Annotated in this window: 14 protein-coding genes; 11 read left to right on the top strand and 3 right to left on the bottom strand. The window is 65.4% G+C overall.

Going from position 1 to position 16,011, the window contains the following annotated elements:
• Window positions 1-89: 89 nt before the first annotated feature.
• The 6 genes from AC07VS_RS08170 (at window position 90) to AC07VS_RS08195 (ending at window position 5,812) form a co-directional block, all read left to right on the top strand.
• The gene (locus AC07VS_RS08170; RefSeq protein ID WP_494750675.1) at window positions 90-1,094 is read left to right on the top strand and encodes a tripartite tricarboxylate transporter substrate binding protein; all 1,005 of its coding nucleotides are present in this window, start codon (window positions 90-92) and stop codon (window positions 1,092-1,094) included.
• Between the two features lie 139 nt (window positions 1,095-1,233).
• Window positions 1,234-1,677 (top strand): DUF2141 domain-containing protein, encoded by a 444-nt coding sequence (locus AC07VS_RS08175; protein ID WP_494750676.1) that lies wholly within the window; start codon window positions 1,234-1,236, stop codon window positions 1,675-1,677.
• Window positions 1,678-1,687: 10 nt separating this feature from the next.
• Window positions 1,688-2,404 (top strand): ABC transporter ATP-binding protein, encoded by a 717-nt coding sequence (locus AC07VS_RS08180; protein ID WP_492349155.1) that lies wholly within the window; start codon window positions 1,688-1,690, stop codon window positions 2,402-2,404.
• Window positions 2,401-3,705, top strand: a complete 1,305-nt coding sequence (locus AC07VS_RS08185; RefSeq protein WP_494750677.1) for an ABC transporter permease — start codon at window positions 2,401-2,403, stop codon at window positions 3,703-3,705. Before AC07VS_RS08180 ends, AC07VS_RS08185 begins: the two co-directional genes overlap by 4 nt.
• Window positions 3,702-4,472, top strand: coding sequence for an outer membrane lipoprotein-sorting protein (locus tag AC07VS_RS08190; RefSeq protein ID WP_492349153.1), 771 nt, complete (start codon window positions 3,702-3,704; stop codon window positions 4,470-4,472). Before AC07VS_RS08185 ends, AC07VS_RS08190 begins: the two co-directional genes overlap by 4 nt.
• Complete coding sequence (locus AC07VS_RS08195) at window positions 4,469-5,812, top strand: hypothetical protein (protein WP_494750678.1); 1,344 nt, start codon at window positions 4,469-4,471, stop codon at window positions 5,810-5,812. The genes AC07VS_RS08190 and AC07VS_RS08195 overlap by 4 nt, the downstream gene beginning before the upstream one ends.
• A gap of 79 nt (window positions 5,813-5,891) precedes the next feature.
• Here the strand turns inward: AC07VS_RS08195 and AC07VS_RS08200 are convergent, their stop codons facing one another.
• Window positions 5,892-6,470, bottom strand: coding sequence for a C40 family peptidase (locus AC07VS_RS08200; RefSeq protein WP_492349151.1), 579 nt, complete (start codon window positions 6,468-6,470; stop codon window positions 5,892-5,894).
• Window positions 6,471-6,654: 184 nt separating this feature from the next.
• Between AC07VS_RS08200 and AC07VS_RS08205 the strand changes: the two genes are divergently transcribed.
• Entirely contained in the window at window positions 6,655-7,257 is a 603-nt protein-coding gene (locus tag AC07VS_RS08205; RefSeq protein WP_494750679.1) for an isochorismatase family protein, read from the top strand.
• A 22-nt stretch (window positions 7,258-7,279) separates the two neighbouring features.
• Here AC07VS_RS08205 and AC07VS_RS08210 read toward each other — a convergent pair whose 3' ends face one another.
• Entirely contained in the window at window positions 7,280-8,410 is a 1,131-nt protein-coding gene (locus AC07VS_RS08210; RefSeq protein WP_494656212.1) for an HD-GYP domain-containing protein, read from the bottom strand.
• 262 nt (window positions 8,411-8,672) lie between these two features.
• Between AC07VS_RS08210 and AC07VS_RS08215 the strand changes: the two genes are divergently transcribed.
• The 4 genes from AC07VS_RS08215 to modA all read left to right on the top strand — a co-directional run bounded on the left by AC07VS_RS08215 (window position 8,673) and on the right by modA (window position 12,172).
• The gene (locus AC07VS_RS08215; RefSeq protein WP_494750680.1) at window positions 8,673-10,568 is read left to right on the top strand and encodes a propionate--CoA ligase; all 1,896 of its coding nucleotides are present in this window, start codon (window positions 8,673-8,675) and stop codon (window positions 10,566-10,568) included.
• Between the two features lie 134 nt (window positions 10,569-10,702).
• Window positions 10,703-10,939, top strand: a complete 237-nt coding sequence (gene vapB / locus AC07VS_RS08220; RefSeq protein WP_494750681.1) for a type II toxin-antitoxin system VapB family antitoxin — start codon at window positions 10,703-10,705, stop codon at window positions 10,937-10,939.
• Window positions 10,939-11,346, top strand: a complete 408-nt coding sequence (locus AC07VS_RS08225) for a type II toxin-antitoxin system VapC family toxin (RefSeq protein ID WP_494750682.1) — start codon at window positions 10,939-10,941, stop codon at window positions 11,344-11,346. The genes vapB and AC07VS_RS08225 overlap by 1 nt, the downstream gene beginning before the upstream one ends.
• Window positions 11,347-11,395: 49 nt before the next feature.
• On the top strand, window positions 11,396-12,172 hold the full coding sequence (gene modA / locus AC07VS_RS08230; RefSeq protein ID WP_494750683.1) for a molybdate ABC transporter substrate-binding protein: 777 nt from the start codon (window positions 11,396-11,398) through the stop codon (window positions 12,170-12,172).
• On the opposite strand, the gene AC07VS_RS08235 is transcribed toward modA, so the two are convergent.
• Complete coding sequence (locus AC07VS_RS08235; protein WP_494750684.1) at window positions 12,151-15,948, bottom strand: sensor domain-containing protein; 3,798 nt, start codon at window positions 15,946-15,948, stop codon at window positions 12,151-12,153. The genes modA and AC07VS_RS08235 overlap by 22 nt on opposite strands.
• Window positions 15,949-16,011 lie beyond the last annotated feature (63 nt).

A 16,011-nucleotide genomic window follows, 5' to 3' on the forward strand; every position in this document is an offset into this window, starting at 1 on the left:
AGGCGACGGCTCGGCCGGGCTTGCCCCAATGCGCTGGGTACCCAGGGTGCTGAGAATCAGGTTTTGTCTTGTTGCCGGAGTCTGGCCTGATGCCTTCGTCCCCCATTTCTCTTGACCGTCCCTCCCGCCGCCGGGTGCTGACCGCTGCCGCCGGTTCGGTGGCCTCATTGGCTGCCCCGGCCTGGGCCCAGAATACCGGCTGGCCGAGCAAGCCCATTCGCCTGATCGTCCCCTACACCCCCGGCGGCTTCACCGACCAGATGGCCCGCCTGATCCAGAACGGCCTGCAGACCCGCCTGGGCCAGACCGTGATCATTGACAACAAGCCGGGGGCCGGCAGCGTGATCGGGGTCGATGCGGTGGCCAAGTCGGCACCGGACGGCAGCACCTTCGGCGTGGTGATCGCCGCTTATGCGGCCAACAACACGCTGTACCCCAAGCTGCCCTATGACGCCCGCAAAGACCTCACGGGTGTGGCGTTGATGGGGGTGTCGCCCCTGGTGGCGGCGGTGCCGCTCGATGCGCCGTTCAAAACGGCCCAGGAGCTGATCCGCTATGCCAAGGCCAACCCGGGCAAGGTCAGCTATGGCTCGTCGGGCAATGGCTCGGCCGTGCACCTGACCACCGAGCTTTTCAAGATGCAGACTGGCGCCTACATGGTGCACATCCCGTACCGGGGCGCGGCACCGGCCCTGACTGACTTGATCGGTGGGCAGATCCAGCTGTTTTTTGATGCCGCCACCGGTTTGATCAACATGGGCAAGCAAGGCAAGGTGCGCCTGATCGGTGTGGCCAGCGACCGCCGCCTGCCGGTGCTGCCCGACGTGCCCACCTTTGTGGAGCAGGGTTTTAAAAATTTCACCGGCAGCACCTGGGCCGGCATGATCGCCCCGGCCGGCACGCCGCGTGACATCTTGCGGCGCATGTCCGACGAGGTGACCCGCATCGTCCGCAGCGAAGAAATGCGGCCTCGCCTGGAGGCCATGGGCACCTTCCCCGGGGGCGGCACGCCGGAGGAGTTCGACGCCTTTTTGGCCTCCGAAACCAGCAAATGGGGCAAGGTGATCCGCGAGGCGAAGGTCACGCCCGATTGAATTTCCGCGCGCGGGGCCTGCTATTGGCTCCGGCAAGCTGCATTTCGCGCCCGTCTGACGCTGGTTTGTCGCAAGCCGGTGGTGGGGCGTCGAAGGCCGGCCGACACTGCCGACACTTGTTCAAACAGGAGTCGGAACCATGTCGATTTTGCAACGCGCCTTTCGTGTGCTGCCCCTGGGCGGTGTGAGCTTGCTTTTGGGTGCCAGCCTGGCCCAGGCCGCCGATCTGACCGTGGTGGTCAGCGGTATCACCAAGGCTGAGGGGCAGGTGATGGTGGCCTTGTTCAATGAGGCGGCCGGCTTTCCGCGCGGCAAGGTGCTCAATGGTCAGATGACGCCGGCCAAGCCGGGTCAGGTCGAGCTGGTGTTCAAAGACCTGGCGCCGGGCACCTATGCCGTGTCGGCCTACCAGGACCTGAACAGCAACCAGCGCCTGGACGCCAACATGGTGGGCATGCCCACCGAGCCCTATGGCTTTTCACGTGATGCCAAGGGCCAGTTCGGCCCGCCCAAGTTCGACGACGCGGCCATCAAGGTGGGGGCAGAGCCGCAACGCATCCAGCTCAAGCTGTCGGGCCAGTGAGGTGGGCGGCATGAGCACTGAACCCAAGACCCCCGAGCCCCTGTTGTCGCTGCGCGCCATCGAGCGCGAGTTCGCGCTCGGCGAGACCCGCATCCGCGCCTTGCGCGGCATCGACCTGGACGTGGCACCCGGTGAATTCATGGCCATCTGGGGCCCCTCGGGCAGCGGAAAATCAACGCTGCTGAACCTGTTGGGCCTGATTGATGCGGCCGACAAGGGCGTGCTGCGTTTCGAGGGGCAGGACGTGAGCCAGCTCTCGGACGATGCGCTGTCGGACTGCCGCAACCACAAGATCGGCTTTGTGTTCCAGAGCTTCAACCTGGTGCCGGTGCTGACCGCGCTTGAAAACGTGGCCCTGCCGCTGCAGGTGCAGGGCGTGAAGGCCGCCGAAGTGCGGCGCCGTGCCGCTGAGTGGCTGGGGCATGTGGGCCTGGGTGAGTTCCTCCACTTTCGCCCGGATCGCCTGAGCGGCGGACAGCGCCAGCGTGTGGCCATTGCCCGTGCCCTGGTCGGCGCGCCGCGCCTGCTGATTGCCGATGAGCCCACGGCCAACCTCGACTCACAGACCAGCCGCGAGGTGATCGACCTGATCGAGCGGCTGAACCGGGAAACCGGTGTGACCTGCATCTTCACCACCCACGACCCCCGTCTGCTGGCCCGAGTGCCGCGCCAGTTGCGCCTGCAGGACGGCCTGATCTCACAAGACAGTTACCAGGAGGCCGCATGACCGGCATCGGCAACATCCAGCTCGCCTGGCGCAATCTGTGGCGCAACCGCCGCCGCAGCGCCGCCACCATCCTCAGCCTGGCCTTTGGCTTTGCGGCCGTGGCCTTGTTTGCGGGGTACACCAGCGCGGTGTATGTGGCGCTCAGCAACGCGGCCATCCATGCCGAGTTGATCGGCCACCTGACCATCAATCGCCAGGGCTGGCAGACCGAGGGCAAGCTGCACCCCGACAAATACCTGCTGACGGCCGATGAGATCCGCCAGGTGCAGGCCATTGTCGAGAAGCGCCTGCCAGGCGCCCGCCTGATTCCCAAGCTCAGCGCCACCGGGCTGCTGTCCAACGGCAAGAGCAGCACGATCTTTGTGGGGGCCGGCATTGCACCGGCTGATCTCGATCTGTTGCGCGGGCCCTTCCGCTTTGCACCGGGCGCCCTGAAGGACGAGCAGCCCCAGGGCGTGACCGCTGCCCAGGGCCTGGCCGATGTGCTGGGCCTGAAGATCGGCGACAGCGCCTCGGTGCTGGCCAGCACGCTGCACGGGCAGGCCAATGCCTCTGACGTGGACATTGCTGATGCAGTCAACACCGGCAACGTGGCCACCAACGACAAGCTGATGCTGATGCCGCTGGCCCTGGTGCAGGACCTGATGGACGCCAAGGGGCGGGCCGAGACCCTGACCGTGCTGCTGCCCGGCGAAGGGCAGGCCGACAGCGCCGATGCCGATGGCCGCGTGCGTGACATGTACACCCGACCCGCGCCGAGTGAAGCCCAGTCAGTGGCCGTGCGCGACCAGTTGAATGCCGACTTCAAGGCCGCCGGCCTCGCCATGGAGGTGCGCACCTGGCAGGAGATGTCGGCCTTCTTCCGTCAGGTCAAGGGCATGTACGACATGATTTTTGCGCTGATGCTGTCGGTGGTGCTGGCCATTGTGGTGCTGTCGATTGCCAATGCCATGAGCATGGCGGTGGTGGAGCGCACCCGCGAGATCGGCACCCTGCGCGCCATCGGTGTGCGCCGCAGCGGCATCGCCCGTTTGTTTGTCAACGAGGCGCTGATGCTGGTGCTGGTCGGCACCCTCACCGGCCTGCTGCTGACGGCTGCGGTGCGCTGGGGGGTGAACGTGGCCGATATCCGCTATGTGCCCCCCAGCAACACCCAGAGCGTGCCGATCTACATCGGCTTTGACTTGCCGCGCACGGCGTTTGCTGCCGGGGTGTTGGCGGTGCTGGCGGTGTTTGCCGCCTACTGGCCGGCCCGCCGCGCAGCCCACCACTCGATCACCGCTTCTTTGGGGCATGTATGAACCACGCTGAATTTTCGTGTTGGACCCGCCGCAGCGCGCTGGTCCTGTCTTTGGGCGGCTTCTTGGGGGCCGCTCCGGCCGGGGCGGCCGAACCCGATGCCACCCAGTTGCTGCGCCAGGCCGATCAGGCCCGCGGGGGCGGCTTTCCGGGCTTGATCTGGGAGGTGCATGCCCACAACAGTGGCAGCCAGGCCGACGATCAGCCTGATCAGCGGCTGCGCATCAAGGCCATCGACAACGCCAGTGTGGCCGAAGTGCTGGAGCCCCTGAGCAGCAAGGGTTCACGCATGTTGCAGGTCGAGCGCAACATGTGGCTGACCAAGCCCGGCCTGAAGAAGCCGGTGGCCATCTCGCCACGCCAGCGCCTGACGGGGCAAGCCGCCATCGGTGACATTGCGGCCACCAACTACGCCAAGGACTACCAGGCCCGCTATCTGCGCCAGGAGGACGTGGGCAACGAGCCCTGCCACGTGCTGGAGCTGACGGCGGCCAGCCGCCAGACCACTTACGACCGCATCACCTATTGGATCTCGGTGCGCCGGGGCGTGGGGGTGCAGGCCGATTTCCTGTCGCTGTCGGGCAAGAAGCTCAAAAGTGCGCAGTTCGAATATGGCAACAGCTTGAGCATTCAGGGCAAGACCGTGTTGTTCGTGAGCCGGATGGCGATTGCAGACGCGCTCAGCGATGCCCGCACCACGCTGGTCTACAGCCGCATCTCGCCGCAGGCCATCCCCAGCTCGGAGTTCGACGTGGGGAACCTGCAATGAGGCCCGCCCGGATCCGATGGCGGGCGGTGGCCTGGGCCGTGGCGACTGCGCTGGCGCTGCCCACTCTGGCGCAGGAGAGCGCAGCGCCCGAGGCGGATACCGCGCAGTCCGATGCCCCTCAGTCCGGTACCCCGCAGGCCGAGTCCTCCTGGCGCCTCAGTGGCTCGGGCGAGGCCTGGGTGTACGGGACCCACAACGGTGTGTTGAGCACCAGCCTGCTCAACCCGGGCAACCGGGTGGCCGCCTTGCCACGCGAGCTGGGCTTGCTGGATGTCCGCCTGAACGGGCGCGCCGAAGAGGGGCCGCTGGCCCTGGTCGGCTCGCTGCGCTTGACCTCGCAGCGCAGTCAGACCGAACAGGCCGCACGGCCAGACCGGCGCGACAGTGACGACACCCAGCAGGTGGGCCAGGCGTTTGCGCGCTATCGGCAGGGGGAGGGGGTGTGGACGGTGGGACGCGAACTGTTGAGCTGGGGCCCGGCCAATTTCCGCTCGCCGAGCAACCCGTTCTACTTTGATGCCGGCCGCACCAACCCGCTGGCCGCCACGCCGGGGGTGGACGTGCTGCGCTACACCGGGCAACTGGCGCCAGGCTGGCGCCTGGGGGGCGGCTATGTGCTGTCGACCTCGCAAATCACCCCGGCCACCGATCTGGGGCACAGCAGCTGGTTGAAGCTGGATCAGCAAGGTGACGCGCACCTGGCCAGTCTGGTGATCAGCCAGCAGCGGGGCGGTTCCACCTTTGTCGGCGGCTTTGCGCAATGGACGCCCGACGATGCCTGGCTGCTCTATGGCGAGGTGGGCAGCAACCGCCAGCCCGGCCTGCTGCAGGTAGGCAGCCCCGGCAATGGCCCGCTTTACCGGTGGCAACAACCGGCCCCGCGCAGCACGGATGCCCTGCTGGGGGCCAGCTACACCTTGGAGAGTGGTCATGTCCTGATCGGTGAATGGTTGCACAGCACGGGGGGCTACAGCGAGGCGGGGCAGGCCGCTTATTGGGCCCAGGCGGGTCGGGCCAATGCCTTGGCCACACAAAACCCGGCCCTGGCCTATGGCAGCCTGGGCCAGGCCCTGGGACAGGCGCCCCGATTGCTGGGGCGCGATTATCTGTGGCTGGGCCTGCAGAGCAATCCGCAGGAAAGCGGCCTTTATTGGCGTGCCGAATACAGCACGCAGCTGGCCGACCGAAGCGGCCAGGTGCTGCTTTATGGCGAGAAAAACTTCTGGCGCCAGCTGTCGGGCTTTGTGGTGCTGAGCCGCACGGTTGGCAGTGTGCAGACCGAGTTTGGCAGCCTGGTGCGAAGCCGCCTCACCGCAGGGGTGAAGCTGTTTTTGTTTTGAGCGGGGAGGGCGGCGACCCCGGCAGGTGGGGGCCGCTCAAGAGGCCAGGGCGATCAAGACGATCAAGGCGCTCTGGGCTTCAGCGTGGGCTGACGTTGTCGGTCGAGGCAGAAACCGAGGGCACGTTCACGCGGCGGGCGCCATCGAAGCGGCGCTGCCAGTAGCTGTCGCGCATGTCTTCGACACGGATCTGGCTGCCTGTGCGGGGAGAGTGAATGAATTTACCGTCGCCAACATAAATGCCCACGTGGCTGAAGGCGTGGCGCATGGTGTTGAAAAACACCAAGTCGCCGGGTTGCAGTTCTTGCTTGTCGATGGTCTGGGTGGCGGCGGCCTGCTGGTCGGCGCGGCGTGGCAGCACCAGACCCACGGTCTGCTCGTACATCGCTCGGACGAAGCCGCTGCAATCAAAGCCGGTTTCGGCGTTGTTGCCGCCGCGGCGGTAGGGCACGCCCAGAAAGCCCATGGCGTTGACCACCAGCTCGGAAGCACGGCTGCTGAGGCTTTGACGCACATAGCTCAGTTGGGTGAGCAGGCCTCGGTCGGCGAGCAGGCGTTCCACGTCGTCGACCGGCTGGGTCGATGGCGCCGCCTGAGCCCGAAGGGCTAAACCGAAGATCGTGAGGCCGAGAAGGAGTAGGCAGAGCCAACGAGACATGGGCGCAGAGGTTAACGACCTGTCAGGTTCAAGTCAAGCGGGGATTCACGAGAAAGCACCGGCACCTGGGTTGACGTTGATCTGTCGCAGGGCGGAGGGCCACCCGGGGCGGGCATCCGGGGGCGGGACTGGGTTCTAATAAGGGCCGTGGCCTGCTGTAGGCCGGCATGATGAGAGAAGAACCATGTTGATTGACGCCCAGGAATCCCAGCTCGTGCTGGTCGACTACCAAACCCGCCTGATGCCCGCCATCCATGAAGGCCCGCTGGTGCTCGAAAACGCGCAGCGCCTGGCCCGTGCGGCCCGCCTTTTGCAAGTGCCTGTGTTTGGCACCGAGCAGAACCCTTCCAAGCTGGGCGAGAACGCGCCCGAGCTCAGGGCCTTGTGCCAGCAGACGCTGGCCAAGATGCATTTCAGCGCCTGCGAAGAGGGCCTGTCCGAGTGGCTGCGCCCGCCGGCCAAGCCGGTTCAGGGCAATGCGCGAAGCCTGCCAAAGCATTTGCAAAAACCGGCCCAGGGTGAGCCCGAGCGCAGCGCCATCGTGCTGGCCGGCTGCGAGGCCCATGTGTGCCTGCTGCAGACTGCACTGGACCTGATTGAGGACGAATTCGATGTCTGGGTGGTGACCGACGCCTGCGGCTCGCGCACCGAACGCAACCGCGATGCGGCCTTTGACCGCCTGGCTGGTGCCGGTGCGGAACTGGTGACCACCGAGATGGTGCTGTTTGAATGGCTGCGCACCGCCGAGCACCCTCAGTTCAAGGCGGTTCAGGGCCTGATCAAATAAGCCGCTGGCGGCGGACCGGGCCTCAGGCGCTGTCGCGAAAGCGGCGCGTGATGTCTTCGATGGTGGCTCGCTCCTGGGCCAGGGCCGCGACGCAATGCGGGTCAAGCTGTCCGGCCTCGGCCATGTGCTGCAACTCGCTCAGGGCCTGGTCGGTCGGCCAGCCTTCCTTGTAGGGGCGGGGGCTGGTCAGCGCATCGAAGATATCGGCCACGGTGACAATGCGGGCCTCGATCGGGATCTCGGGGGCTTTCAGCCCCCGCGGGTAGCCGGAGCCATCGAGCAATTCGTGGTGATAGGCCACGATGTTGTGCATCATCGCCGAATTGGGCAGGTCATTGAGCTTGAAGTCGCCCATCATCTTGCCGACCAGCGCACAGCCGAGTTCGACATGGGTTTCCATGATGCGGTGCTCGTCGGCGTCCAGTGAGCCTTCCTTGAGCAGGATGCGGTCGGGGATGCCGATCTTTCCGATGTCGTGCAGTGGCGCGAATTGGTAGATGTTCTCCACAAACTCGTCATTCAGCCCATAGCGCGGCGCCACGCCGCGCGCAATCAGTCGTGCGTAGCGCGACATGCGCTCCAGGTGGGCCCCGGTTTCGAAGTCGCGCAGGTTGGCAAAGTCCCGTGCGATCTGAGTCGACGCCAGCAGCATGCGCACCGTGGCCATCTCACTGCTGATCATCATGTTGATCAGGCTGCAGGCCAGCACCAGATCGCGCTGTACGGTGGGGTTGAAGACCTCGGGCTGCAGAGAGTCGAAGAACACGAAGCCCAGCAGCGTTCCCTGGCCATACATGGGCACGGTGAACGACGACTGGTAGCCCTGCTGGTTCAGCCATTGGGCATGCTCACTGCCTTGGCCGATGACCTTGGGGATGTGGTCCAGCACGCGCAACTCGCCGCTGCGCGCCAAGGCAAGAAGCGATTGGCTTTCGTGCAGGGGAAACTCATAGCCGCGCAGCGCCTCACCGGTGCGGGTGCTGTGCAAAAAGGTTTTCAGGCGGTCTTCGCTCTCGTCATAGAGCGCACAGGCGACGCGGTCAAGCGAGGGCACGGCGGCTCGCAGATGCTCGTGCATCTCGCGCAGGCGTTCGCTCAGGCTGCGGGCGCCTGCAAACAGGTCGACAAAGTGGGGAATGGGTATTTCGGTCATGGAGCGTGGAGCGCGCCCGCGTGATTGGAGCACCGATGTCAGGGGCGACAAGCGTTCAGTATCGGGCTTTCTTGATGCAAATCAAGCTGTGTTGCCGGGCCGGGCCGGGATGGCCTCGTGCTGGGGCCTGTGAGGTCGAGATGACGCGTGTCAGGTCTGAGCAAGCCCCTGATGAATAATTATGAATTCAATTGAATAGACCCAAGCCCCCAGCCCGGCTTGCAGCGGGGGGTCCCAGAGTCGGTGAGAGGAGATCAACCGGATGACTTACGCACAATTCCACCAGCGCTCCCTGACGGAGCGCGACGCCTTCTGGACCGAACAGGCGGCCTTGATCGACTGGCAACAGGCGCCCCAGCAGGTTTGCGATGACAGCAACCCGCCTTTTGCTCGCTGGTTCGTCGGCGGTACCACCAACCTGTGCCACAACGCGGTGGACCGCCATGTGGCCACCCGCGGTGACCAGGCTGCGTTGATCGCGGTGTCCACCGAGACCAACTCCGAGCGGGTCTACACCTTTGCCGAGCTGCAGCGCGAGGTCGAGCGCATGGCTGCATCGCTCAAATCACTGGGTGTGGGCAAGGGCGACCGGGTCTTGATCTACATGCCCATGATTGCCGAGGCGGCCTTTGCCATGTTGGCCTGCGCGCGCATCGGGGCGCTGCACACCGTGGTGTTCGGGGGCTTTGCCTCCGGCGCCCTGGCCTCGCGCATCGATGATGCCGAGCCGGTGGTGATCGTGAGTGCGGACGGTGGTTCGCGTGGTGGCAAGCCCGTGCCCTACAAGCCCTTGCTCGATGCCGCCATCAGTCTGGCCGCGCACAAGCCCGCCGCGGTGCTGTTGGTGGACCGTGGGCTGGTGCCCATGAACTGCGCGGCCGGCCGCGATTACCGCTGGGCCGATCTGCGCCAACAGCACCTGGACACCCGTGTGCCTTGCGAGTGGGTGGACTCGACCCACCCCAGCTACACCCTGTACACCAGCGGTACCACGGGCAAGCCCAAGGGCGTGCAGCGCGACACAGGGGGCTACGCCGTGGCCCTGGCCGCCAGCATGAAGCACATCTTCCAGGGCAATCCGGGCGAGACCTATTTCTCGACCAGCGACATCGGCTGGGTGGTGGGGCACAGCTACATCGTCTACGGCCCGCTGATCGCCGGCATGGCCACCATCGTCTATGAAGGCCTGCCGACCCGCCCAGATGCCGGCATCTGGTGGCATCTGGTCGAAAAATACAAGGTCACCCGCATGTTCAGCGCCCCCACGGCTGTGCGCGTGCTCAAGAAGCAGGACCCGGCCTACCTGAGTAAGTACGACCTGTCCAGCCTCAAGGCCCTGTACCTGGCGGGCGAACCGCTGGACGAGCCCACCGCACAGTGGATCAGCAGCGCGCTCAATGTGCCCATCATCGACAACTACTGGCAGACCGAGTCGGGCTGGCCCATCCTCACGCTGGCCAACGGCGTGCAGGCCCAGACCAGCAAGTTCGGCAGCCCGGGGTTGGCCATGTATGGCTACGACGTCAAGCTGTTCGACGAGTCCACCGGTGAAGAACTCAAGGGCCCCAACCAGAAAGGGGTGGTGGCCATCGAAGGGCCGTTGCCTCCGGGTTGCATGCAGACCGTGTGGCGTGATGACCAGCGCTTCGTGAACACCTACTGGAAGAGCATTCCGGGCAAGCTGGTGTACAGCACTTTCGACTGGGGCATTCGCGACGAAGATGGTTATTTCTTCATCCTGGGCCGCACCGACGACGTGATCAATGTGGCCGGGCACCGCCTGGGCACCCGCGAGATCGAGGAAAGCATCTCCAGCCATTCCAACGTGGCTGAGGTGGCGGTGGTCGGGGTGGCCGACAAGCTCAAGGGCCAGGTGGCCATGGCCTTCGTGGTGCCCAAGGACGCGGCCTCGGTCGACAGCGAAGCGGCCCGCCTGGCGCTGGAAGGCGAGATCATGAAGGTGGTGGACGGCCAATTGGGCGCCGTGGCCCGCCCGGCACGCGTGCTGATCGTCAACGTGCTGCCCAAGACACGCAGCGGGAAACTGCTGCGCCGGGCCCTGCAGGCCGTGTGCGAAGGCCGCGACCCGGGTGACCTGACCACCATGGACGATCCCGCGGCCCTGCAGCAGGTGCGCGACATGGTTCAACCTGGCTGAGCACGGCCCCACGCCGCGCCTGCAGGCCAGCACCGTCTGAACGTGACGGGGCCAGTTCATCGGGTCCTGATTTGACAGCCCAGAAATCCGAAATGGGATGTACGTGTACATCCTATTTTGTTTTCAAGGCCGCCGTGATTCAGACCAAGCTATTCAAGAACGGCAATTCCCAGGCGGTTCGCATCCCTGCCGAACTGGCCTACACCCAATGGGACCTCGATCTGGTCATCGAGCGTCGAGGCGACGAGTTGCTGATTCGACCGGCGCGTCGCCGAATGGGCGATGTGCTGGGCAAGTTTGCCCAGTTTTCACCCGATTTCATGGCCGACGGCCGTGAGCAGGTCGAGGCCGGTGAGCGTGAGGCCCTTTGATGCCGCGCTACATGCTCGACACCAACATCTGCATCTACCTGATGAAGCACCAGCCTGCGGAGGTTCGTGAACGCTTTGCGGCTTGCTATGTCGGGGATGTCGTGCTCTCGGCCATCACGCTGGCCGAACTTGAGTACGGCGTCGCGTGCTCTGGCGAGGCTCAGGCACGCAACCAGGCGGCTCTGAGCAGCCTGCTCGAAGACATCACGGTGGCTGCTTTTGAAACCGGTACAGCGCGCGCCTACGGACCTTCGCGGGCACAACACCGTGAGCGAAATCGGCATGCCCTGGACAAACTGATCGCCGCGCATGCCCTGGCGCTGCAGGTGGTGCTGGTCACCAACAACGAGTCTGATTTTCTGGCTTTCCCGGGCCTGAGGGTCGAGAACTGGGTGAATGCCCATTGATCAGGGTGGATGGCCTTACTATTCGCTATTCATTAACGGAATAGCGATCATGGACCACTTCCTCATCCGCGCCCCCCGAAGGCTTGTTCTGCTGGCTTTGATGGGCCTGGCACCGGGTTTTGCCCTGGCCCAGGCCCCTACCCAGGAGCTGACCGTGTCAGCCGCTGCCAGCCTGACCAATGCGTTTCAGGACATTGCCAAAGCCTTTGAAAAGGCCCACCCGGGCAGCAAGGTGGTGCTCAACTTTGCGGCCTCCGGGCCCTTGTTGCAGCAGATCCGCCAGGGCGCGCCGGTGGATGTGTTCGCTTCGGCAGACCAGGAAACCATGGACCGAGCGGCGGCCGCGCAATTGCTGGCGCCGGGCCGGGTCGACTTTGCGGCCAACACCCTGGTGCTGGTGCAGCCCGTCACCTCCGCCGCCACCCCCAAGGCCCTGGCCGATCTGGCCAGTCCGGCTTTCAAGCGCCTGTCCACCGGCAGCCCGGCCACCGTGCCCGTAGGGCGTTACACCCTGGAAGCCGTGAAGACCGCCGGGCTGGAGGCCGATTTTCAACCTCGCTGGATCTACGCCGACAGTGTGCGCCAGGTGCTGGCCTATGTGGCGCGGGGCGAGGTGGACGCCGGCTTTGTGTACCGCACCGATGCCCTGATCGAGAAAGACCGGGTGCGCATTGCCTTCACGGTGCCCACCGGCACGCGGGTCAGCTACCCGATCGCACCGGTGGCCGCAGGCAAGAACCAGGCCCTGGCCCAGAGCTTCATCAGCTACGTGCGTTCGGCGCCTGCCCAGGAGATTCTGGCGACTTACGGTTTCGCCAAGCCCTGAGCCCAGGCCTCGGGCGCGCGCCATTGGGCGGCCCAGGCCTTCAGTTCGTGGGCCGGCATGGGCTGGGCGATGCCATAACCCTGGCCCAGCAGGCAGCCCATCTGCAGCAGGCGCAGGCCTTGCTCGGTGGTTTCCACCCCCTCGGCGATCAAGGTCAACCCGAAGGAGCGTGACAGCCCGATCACCCCGTCCACGATGGCCATGTCGCCGATGTCGGTCATCATGCCCATCACAAAGCTGCGGTCGATCTTCAGCGTGTCGGCCGGCAATTGGCGCAGGTAGGTGAGCGAGGAGTAGCCGGTACCGAAGTCGTCGATGGCGACCGACAGCCCCATGTTGCGCAATTGGACCAGTGTGGCCGACACCGCATCGATGTCGGTCAGGGCGGCGCTTTCGGTGATTTCGATCTCCAGCAGCGAGGTGGGGACATCGGCGTACTCGGCGAGCAACTGCTGTACGCGCAGCGGAAAATCGGCCATCTGCAGATGCCGCGCCGAGATGTTCAGGCTCAAGGGCACGCGCAGCCCCTGGGCCAGCCATTCCCGTTGCAGCGTCAGGGAATGGGTCAGCACCCATTCACCAAAAGGCGCCTCCAGCACGGAACCTTCGATCTGAGGCAGGAACTCGCCCGGCCCCAACAGGCCCTGTTCGGGGTGGCGCCAGCGGGCCAGGGCCTCCACCCCCACCAGCGTGCCTTCCTGCATGTCCACCTTGGGTTGCACGTACAGGCAGAACTCGTTGGCCTGCAGCGCTGTGGCCAGGCGGTCCAGCCGGGTGTGGTGCTCGCGAGAGGCCCGTTCGCGTTCGGCATCAAACAGGTGGATTCGGTTACGCCCTGCCTGCTTGGCCAAGTACATGGCTTGATCGGCGTGGCGCAGCAGGGTGTCGGCATCGGCGTCGTCATCGGGGTACAGCGTCAGCCCGATGCTGGCGGTCACGGTCAGGGCCTCACCCTCCAGGCGCACCGGCTCGGCCATGCGCTGCATCAGGCGGCCGAGGGTGGCTTCGCAATCCCTTCGGCATTCGGGCTGGGTCAGCAGGATCACAAACTCGTCGCCGCCCAGTCGGGCCACCAGATCCTGGGCACGGATGGCGCTTTGCAGCCGGCGCGCAATCTCGACCAGCAACTGGTCACCCACACCGTGGCCCAGCCGGTCGTTGACTGGCTTGAAGCCATCCAGGTCCAGGTAGGCCACCCCCAGCAGTTGGCCGCTCTGGCGGGCTTCATGCATGGCCGATTCCAGGGCCTGGGCCAGTTGCACCCGGTTGGGCAGGCCGGTCAGGGCGTCGAAGTGGGCCAACTTCTGCAGCTGAGCCTCTTGTTCGCGCTGGCGCGTCACGTCCAGCCCCACCCCCACCATGCGAAGGGGCCTGCCGTCGACCTGGCGGGCAATCACTCGGCCCAGGTTGCGCACCCAGCGCACGTTGCCGTCCCCATGCTGCAGGCGCAAGGTCACGTCAAAGGGCTGATTGGGGTGGTTTTGATGGCGATCCAGTGCCGCAAATGCCAGCGCGCGGTCGTCGGGATGAACCACGTCGCCCCAGCGTTCCGGCGCCGAGCTGGGGTCGGCCGGGGGCAGGCCCCGCAGTTCACGCCATTGACGGTCTCCCACCACCTCACCGGTCTGCATGTTCAGGTCCCACAGGGCCAGGGCGGCGGCTTCAATGGTCAGCGACAGCAGGGCCTCGCGCTCTTGCACCAGGCGTTCGGCCTGTTTGCGTTCGGTGATGTCCTTGATGCCGAACAGCCAACAGGCCTGGCCATCGAATTCGATGGTCTGCATGGATTGCAGGCCGGTGCGTGTCGGGTGGCCGCGCGGCGTGAAATCGACTTCGTAGGCATTCAGCACGCCCTGGGCGTTGGCCATGCTCAGCAGCGCGTCGCGATCGGCCTGGGTGTACAGACCCAGGCCTGCTGAAGAGGTGTCTTGCAAGGCCTCGTTGCGACTGATGCCCGTGGCCTGCTCCCAGGCGGGATTGACCTCCAGGTAATGCCCGGTGGCCTTGCTGCAGATGCCCATGGGGTCGGGAATGGCCTGGAAGATGCGTGAAAACCGCTCTTCCGATTCGCGCAGGCGATCACGGCCGCGGCGTGCTTCATCGATGTCGCGGATCACGCCGCGCACCCGGCGCACCCGGCCGTCCTGAACCACAGGCTCGGCCATGGCTTGTACCCAGACCACACGCTGGTCACGGCGCACGATCTGGATCTCATGTTCAAAGGGCTTGTGCTCCAGCACGGCGAGCCGCATCGCCTCGCGGAAGACCTCACGGTAGGGCAGGGCCACGAACTGATCGACATACTGGTCTGGCACACCTTCACCCGCAGACAGGCCGTGCAGTTCGTAGCAGACGTCCGACCAGTAACGCTCGGTGGGGTCGGGCGAGTCTTCCCACACCCCCAGGCGGGCAATGCGCCCGGCCTGTTGCAGCAGGGCGTTCACCCGCACCAGCTCATCTTGCATGGACTGGTGCTCGCTCATGTCATGGAACAGGAAGATGAAGCAGGGCTCGCCGTCCATGTTGATCTGCCGCGCCGACATGCGTCCCGGGATGATGCTGCCCTCAACGCTGCGCGCCAGCAGGGGCAGGCTGTCGACCTGCCCCTTGTCGCGGAAGCATTTCAACAGTTTCTCGCGTTCCGCGGGGCTGGCCCAGATGCTGAGTTCGAGGGAGGTGTGCCCGACGATGTCGTCGCGCGGGCGGCCCAGCAAACGGCAGAAAGCGGGGTTCACCTCGCGGTAGGTGCCATCGCTGATGCGGGTGATGCCTGCCGCATCGGGCAAGGCCTCGTAGATGGTCTGAAACTTCGCTTGCGACAGTTGCAGCGCATCGCTGGCCTGGTGGCTGGCCGTGATGTCGTGGTGCATGCCCACCACCCGGCTGGCCCGGCCGAGTTCGTCACGCTCGACAATGCGCCCACGTGCCAGCACCCAGTGCCAGCGGCCGTCGCGGTCGTGCACCCTGAACTCGGTCTCAAAAGCATCGTCGGGGCTGCGCAGCAGGTCCTGTCGGACGTTTTCGAGCCGATGGGCGTCGTCAGGGTGCCAGTGTTGGTACCAGACCTTCCAGGGGTCGGTGCCACGGGGGCCGTTCAGATCGAACTGGTCGTAAAAGCTGCCCTGGAAGGTGGTCCATTGCTTGGGCACGTCCCAGATCCAGCGACCGCCGCCCGAGGAGTCCAGTACCTGAAGCAGTTCGTTTTCTCGCCGCTTGAGCTGAAGTTCGTACCGTGCCCGCCCCAGCATCAACTCCAGGCAGCAACCCAGCAGCAGGGTGCTCCCCCCGTAGCGCCACAGCTGGGCGTGCGATTGATCACTCAACCAGCCCAACTGGCTGGCCAGCAACATCAGAGCCTGCACCCCTGCCGCCAGCATCAGCAAGGACAGCCACACCCTGACCCGCGGCGAGGCCTTGGACCCCTCACGCCGCAGCAACTGGCGGCAGACATCGGCCCAGGCCATGAGCATGAAGGTCAGCAACACCTGTGCGTCCGCAGAGGGGGGGCGCAGGATCACGGCCGCCAGCAAAGCCGGCACCAGAGCGATCAGCCCGACTCGGCGCCCCATGATGTACAGCGCCAGGGTCAGGTAGGCTGGCCGCAGTTCGGCCATGGGCGACAGCCCCGCCAGCACGTTCCAGTACATGGCCGCCACTGAGGCCAGGCCCAGCAGCGCGCCTGTGAACAGGCGTTGTCGAAGGCTGGGGGTCAACAGCCAGCCGGGGGGCAGCAGCAGGAACACGCCGACCACGGCCGCCGTGATACCGCTGTTCACCGCCAAGTCAAGCGGAAAGTCAATCAACCCATCACCTCGTTCATGTCTTGAAGCCGGGCATCC

Source organism: Curvibacter sp. GW821-FHT01G03 (genome assembly GCF_059422285.1).

What these genes read in the sequence shown, in the direction of transcription:
- AC07VS_RS08195 (WP_494750678.1), top strand. Translation starts at nt 4,469, where the DNA reads ATGAGGCCCGCCCGGATCCGATGGCGGGCGGTGGCCTGGGCCGTGGCG.
- AC07VS_RS08215 (WP_494750680.1), top strand. Translation starts at nt 8,673, where the DNA reads ATGACTTACGCACAATTCCACCAGCGCTCCCTGACGGAGCGCGACGCC.
- AC07VS_RS08190 (WP_492349153.1), top strand. Translation starts at nt 3,702, where the DNA reads ATGAACCACGCTGAATTTTCGTGTTGGACCCGCCGCAGCGCGCTGGTC.
- AC07VS_RS08180 (WP_492349155.1), top strand. Translation starts at nt 1,688, where the DNA reads ATGAGCACTGAACCCAAGACCCCCGAGCCCCTGTTGTCGCTGCGCGCC.
- modA (WP_494750683.1), top strand. Translation starts at nt 11,396, where the DNA reads ATGGACCACTTCCTCATCCGCGCCCCCCGAAGGCTTGTTCTGCTGGCT.
- AC07VS_RS08210 (WP_494656212.1), bottom strand. Translation starts at nt 8,410, where the DNA reads ATGACCGAAATACCCATTCCCCACTTTGTCGACCTGTTTGCAGGCGCC.
- AC07VS_RS08225 (WP_494750682.1), top strand. Translation starts at nt 10,939, where the DNA reads ATGCCGCGCTACATGCTCGACACCAACATCTGCATCTACCTGATGAAG.
- AC07VS_RS08170 (WP_494750675.1), top strand. Translation starts at nt 90, where the DNA reads ATGCCTTCGTCCCCCATTTCTCTTGACCGTCCCTCCCGCCGCCGGGTG.
- AC07VS_RS08185 (WP_494750677.1), top strand. Translation starts at nt 2,401, where the DNA reads ATGACCGGCATCGGCAACATCCAGCTCGCCTGGCGCAATCTGTGGCGC.
- AC07VS_RS08175 (WP_494750676.1), top strand. Translation starts at nt 1,234, where the DNA reads ATGTCGATTTTGCAACGCGCCTTTCGTGTGCTGCCCCTGGGCGGTGTG.
- AC07VS_RS08200 (WP_492349151.1), bottom strand. Translation starts at nt 6,470, where the DNA reads ATGTCTCGTTGGCTCTGCCTACTCCTTCTCGGCCTCACGATCTTCGGT.
- AC07VS_RS08205 (WP_494750679.1), top strand. Translation starts at nt 6,655, where the DNA reads ATGTTGATTGACGCCCAGGAATCCCAGCTCGTGCTGGTCGACTACCAA.